The sequence below is a fragment of the Novosphingobium sp. genome (assembly GCF_049240505.1).
Lineage (GTDB): Bacteria > Pseudomonadota > Alphaproteobacteria > Sphingomonadales > Sphingomonadaceae > Novosphingobium.
In genome coordinates this window covers 1-5,425 of the sequence record NZ_JBMLSM010000015.1, presented here as the reverse complement: position 1 = coordinate 5,425, position 5,425 = coordinate 1, and the positions used below count along the sequence as shown (strand labels likewise).

General features: G+C 58.8%; 4 protein-coding genes. All 4 read right to left on the bottom strand.

All coding sequences use genetic code 11. The features are described 5' to 3' along the window. On the bottom strand, nucleotides 1-641 hold a 641-nt coding region (locus tag ACOVQ0_RS01630), incomplete at its 3' end, for a CHASE sensor domain-containing protein (protein WP_421879332.1). After that, a complete protein-coding gene (locus tag ACOVQ0_RS01625; RefSeq protein ID WP_421879328.1) occupies nucleotides 641-1,168 on the bottom strand; it encodes a YfiR family protein in 528 nt (175 codons plus the stop codon). The genes ACOVQ0_RS01625 and ACOVQ0_RS01630, both read right to left, overlap by 1 nt. A gap of 12 nt (nucleotides 1,169-1,180) precedes the next feature. Then, nucleotides 1,181-3,103, bottom strand: coding sequence for a TonB-dependent receptor plug domain-containing protein (locus tag ACOVQ0_RS01620; RefSeq protein ID WP_421879325.1), 1,923 nt, complete (start codon nucleotides 3,101-3,103; stop codon nucleotides 1,181-1,183). Between the two features lie 174 nt (nucleotides 3,104-3,277). After that, the gene (locus tag ACOVQ0_RS01615; RefSeq protein ID WP_421879322.1) at nucleotides 3,278-4,978 is read right to left on the bottom strand and encodes a putative bifunctional diguanylate cyclase/phosphodiesterase; all 1,701 of its coding nucleotides are present in this window, start codon (nucleotides 4,976-4,978) and stop codon (nucleotides 3,278-3,280) included. Nucleotides 4,979-5,425 lie beyond the last annotated feature (447 nt).

The following is a 5,425-nucleotide window of genomic DNA, read 5'->3' as shown; positions in this document are numbered from 1 at the left end:
GTGATCAACGAGAAATCCGGGTCAAGCTCGGCTTCGAGGCGCATCGTGTAATCATTCGACACAGTGATCTTCTGCATCGCGTCGCTCAACCGTTCGATCGGCGCAAAAGCCATGCGGTTCATCGTCCGCGCAACCACCATCGACAACGCAAGACACAGCGTAAACAGAATGAAGATCGTAGGCAGGGTTTCACGAAGAATGTCCGCGAACGAACGCAGCCGGACCTTCAGTTCGACCTTGCCGATTGCCTCTCCATCAACCGTTACCTTCTGAGTGATCGTCGTCAGTTGGTCGGCATCCGCCTCGAAATCGGCATCCCTGTTTGTGTAGGAAGTAAACAGGGAGCCGTTCTTACTGAAGACGCGCGCCGATGCAGCATCCTCGACCCCCTCGATCGAAGCGAGGTTCTCGCGCGCGGCGTCGGGATCACCAAAGAGAAGCGCAGGCCCGGTATTGGACGCGATGATCTCGGCAATCTGGCTATGGCGCTGTGCGGCAAGCCGGCTTTCGGTCAGGAACTGGATTCCAATCAACCCGATGCTGGCAAATAGCAGCGCCACTGAAACCAGCATGATGCTGCTAACGGTCAGCTTGGTTTTGAAAGGCAAGGCCGCCAGCAACCTGATACGCCCTGAGCGCATTACCGGGTTACCTTGGACGCGAGGCGGATCAGGCGAGAGCTGATGACCACCTTGCTCTGGGATGCCGCCCGCAGGTTCAGTTGGAAGCGCACCTGGCTGCCATTTTGCACCAAGCCAACTGCTCCGCCATTATCGATAAAGCTTCGTCCGTTTCCGATCAGCAAACGGCCCCGTCCTGACGCACGCTCGATCTGATCGCTATCGGCAGAGGAGAGAAAGACCACATCGCAACCGCCATACGAACCACCGCGGATTGTGCGGACCAAAACCGGACGCGCACCGGCCCGGCGTCCGGAGAGGGAACGCAAGGCTGCATTTTCGGGCGCCTCCGCGGCGACACAAAACTCGATCGTGCCACCCTGTTCGATCGGAAATTCGACAAACCGCAACACGTTGAAGACGATTGCTGCCCGCAGCTGATTGGGATCGCTCGTTTGCGCAGTGCTCGGGCTCGCGATCAGTGCACCAGCGAGGCTCATCATCAGGCCAAAGCGACAAAGCCAGGAGGGGCGGTGAGTAAGAAACATCCCCACCTCCCCTTAAAACCGGTAACGCAGGTCAAGCGCCACGTTGCGCGGGACGGTCGATCGGGGCGCAGGGTAGTTGTCGAACAGATATTCGAACCGGCGTGCTTCAAACAGGTTCTCGCCCACCAGCGAGATCTCGAGCCCCCCGGAAGTTTCATACCTCAGCAGCAGGTCACCATCGAAATAGGATGGCACCTTGCCGCCAATCAACTCGTCAACGTAGCGGACCTGCGTATTGAGGGTAACGGCGCTGCCCAGCTTGAAAGTATTCACCAGCGTAGCCTGGTTTTCGGGCGAACCCTCCAATGGCAGAAAGCCGTTGAAACGTCTGCCTGTGAGCGGATCATTCCCCGCGCGGCCTTCGAAACGGGCGTAGGCCAACTGCACGTTCCACCAAGGCGCAAACTGCCCCTTTACGACCGCCTCCAGCCCCCAGGTTTCGGCCTTGCCCCGGAACTGGATTTGCGCCGTGGTGGTGAGGCTCACGGGAAAGGGGAACTGCGGGATGAAGTTTGGCTGGACCGCAACGACCGTGGGTTCAGCAAGGCTGTCGTAGAAATTGTAGTATCCGGCGAAATCCACGCTCCACTGCGGCGCAATTTGTTTGCGGAAGCCGGCTTCGATTGCCAGCAGGTTCTCTGCCTCGGCATCGGGGTCGCCCAGAAAGCTTGCAAAAATCGGCAGCGGCGCCGGGTTGCGCCGTGAATTGGGCGGAATTGCCGACAGCTGGAAATCGGCGCCGCGCTCGAAACGCGACGGGGTGCGCACCGCGCGCGTCACCGCACCCCAAATCGCGAGGTCAGGCTGTGGGCGGTAGAACAAGCGTACGCCCGGCTGAAACTCGACACCGGTGAAATCATTATACTCCAGCTTGGCGCCGAGAGTCAGTCGCAGCGTATCAGCGACAAGACTGATATCGTCCTGAAGATAACCGCTGATCCAGTAGTCGGTTGTCGCCCGTTCCAGAAAATCGACCCGAGGATCGATCAGCGTGAAACTGTCGGACATGGCCCGCAGGTTGAGGCCGAAGTTAATGTCGTGGGTCTCGTCAGGCCGCCAATTGGCACCGAAATCCAGATCGGCAATCGACCAGTCAAATACGAAATAGCCCAGCTCCTCCCGATCGACCGCGCTGTAATAAGCCTGCACGGAGAAATCGAGCTTGTCACTTTGCGCACGGCGCCAGCGCCCCAGAAGACTGAATTCACTGTAATCTACCGGAGTCATCACCGGTATCGGCGTCGGGTCGATCTGGGCCGGATCAATGTTGAATGTGGTCGTATCGCGCGAACCGGTCTTGTAATCGGCCTGCAAGGTGATCGCATCGCGGTTAGTCGGCTGCCAATCCAATCGCACGCCGAGCGCCCCTTCATCAGCGACCGAGCCAAGATCGGCGCCGGAAAGTGACTGCAAGCCCTGATCGCGGCGATAGAGACCGTTGATGCGGACGGTGGCATCAGGGAAAAGTTCGTTCCCCGATGACATTTCGACAATCTGTTCGCGCAGACCTGCGCGCGCATTGGCCTGAAGACCCAGCGTATCCGCGCTGTTCTTGGTTATGATGTTGATGACGCCATTGACTGCGTTGGCGCCCCACAGGGTTGACCCCGGCCCGCGTACCACCTCGATCCGCTCGATATCCTGAAGCGGGACACCCAGCTGGTCCCAGAAGACGCCCGAGAGCGTCGAAACATAGACCGACCGGCCATCAACCATCACCAGCAGCGATCCCGAATTGCGGCCATTAAAGCCACGGATCGACACGGCGGTCACACCGTTGGTGACCTGTCCAACCTCGACCCCGGGCACCACGCGCAGCAGATCTGCAATCGTTGAAGAGGCCGAATTGCGGATGTCTTCCTGCGTGATCACGTAGACCGCGGCTGCGGAATCCTGGACGTTCTGGCGCTTCTTGGCGACAGAGGTCGACTCCAAAACGAGCAGGTCTTCAAGATCCCTGTCCAGGAGATTGGCGTTCGATGCCGGCGGTGTTTCGGCTTGCTCCGAGGGAACATCGTCCTGTGCATGAGCCGGCGCGCATAGGCCGGCCACACCAACCGAGACCAACATGGAGATGGAGAGCTTTTTCATTGCGGTCATGTATTCCAATCAGGCTACCGCAGAGCGGTTAGCCTTGGTTGGTTTAGCATTCCTCAACCCTCCCCTCCGGAGCCGAGCCGGAAAGCTGTGATGCAGCATCTTCAGCTGGTCGAATGTCACTGGTCGCGAAAACAGGAAGCCCTGCAAAACATCGCAGCCCATCGACTGAAGGATTTGCATCTGCCTTTCGGTCTCCACTCCTTCGGCGACCGAGTGGAAACCGAGACTGTTGGCGAGGCTGATGATCGTCTGAACCAGCACATAGGCTTCCGGACGGTGCTCAATGTCCCTGAGCAGCGACTGGTCAATCTTGAGGCGCGATACAGGCAGCATGATGAGATTGGCGAGATTGGAATAGCCAGTCCCGAAATCGTCGATGGCAACACTTACCCCGATTTCAGTCAGCTTCGCGAGATTCCTGATGTTGACCTGCGGATTGGAGACGGCCGCATCTTCAGTCGCTTCGATCTGGAGCAATTGCGGCGAGCAATTCCAACGCCCGATCACCGATCGGACAAGTGAAGGGAATTCGAGCGTTTCCAGACGATTGGGTGACACATTTACAGCGATCATCAGCGGGATGTTTGCCCGCTCCAGCTCCGCGATCTTTGATACCGCGTTGTTAATCACCCATTCGTCGATCGCCGTGGTGAGATTGGATCGCTTGATAGCGGGAAAGAATTCGGAGGGCGCGAGGATGCCGCGTCTTGGGTGGTTCCAGCGCAGCAAGGCCTCGGCCGAGCAGATCTCCATCGTCCGGGCATCCAGCAACGGCTGGAAATAGAGCTCCAGTTCCCCACGCGCCACCGCCTCGCGAACCTCGTTTTCCTCACGCTCGGCCTCGCGCGCAGCCTCAAGGAGCGAGTCATGGTAAAACTCGCAGCGATTCTTCCCGAGCGACTTTGCACGGTACATCGCCACATCGGCCTTGCGGATCAGTTCACGGTAATCGTTGCCATGTGCCGGGGCGAAGGCAACCCCCAGGCTGGCGCCCACCTGCACCGATTTGGACCCCAACTGGAACGGATCAGCCACAACGCGAAGAATGCGATTGGCGAGTTTCTGGGCAGTGTTGCCAGACCCCGAACGAGCCACGAAAATGACGAACTCGTCCCCGCCAAACCGCGCGACCACGACATTGCCGTAATCGCCCTCTGCCTGGCCCACGAAGTCATGACGCACCACCATCTTGAGGCGTTCAGCCAGCAGACTCAACAGCATGTCGCCCTGGCTGTGACCCAATCCATCATTGACCTGCTTGAAGCCGTCGATGTCGATGAACATCAGGCAATGCGGTGCGCCGGGTTCACTGATGCGAAGGTGATGCTCGACAAAGGCCTCCAAGCCTGAACGATTGGCGAGCCCGGTTAACGCATCCTTCGCAGCAATCGACTGGAGCTCTGCGAATTGTTCGCTGAGGTCCGATCCCGACTGCGCTGTCAATGGTTGCGGCGTGACCTGACCACGGCCAGACAGATCGATGCCGGCAAAATCATCAGCAAGAGCAGGCCTTGCGGCGGGCCTTCCCCATTGTCCGACAAGCCATCCTGCCGCACCTGCCGCCGCAAGCGCAAGCCAGTCCACATCCAACACAATTGCGAGCGAGATCATTGCCAGCACTAGTGCAGCAGAGATCGCATTATGCGGCGAGGCGCGGTAGGGCCCGCGCCGCCACATACTCCTTTTCTGGTCACCACCCACCTTGGCCATGCGATGGGGCCTAGGAAAAAACCTTTAAGGCATGCTTATGGCTGCATGCCCCCTGTGCTCCACCCTAGCAAATGAGCAAGTCTTCCTTCACCAAGTCAGGATCACCCTGAGGTTGTGATTGCCCTCCCCCGCATCCCGGTCGTGAAAGGGCGCGATACATGAAGCGAGAACCGGTCTGGCAACAATGGCTTATCGGTGGGCAAACGTGACGGATTGGACTACTCATGGCGGCACTGAACAGCGGGGTGTGGTTACGCGGCTGAGGAAGCATTTGTAGAGGCCGCGGCCCGCCCCTTCGGCATCGCGCTTCCTGTTTGGCGCCAAGACTGATCCAGTAGGGTCAATTGATTCTTGTCCGCAGCTGCACCACGAATTGCCCTTGGGGTGCCCCCCCCGGCAGGCTGCCCTTGGGATTGAGACACACGTGACGGACCTGGGGATCGTAGC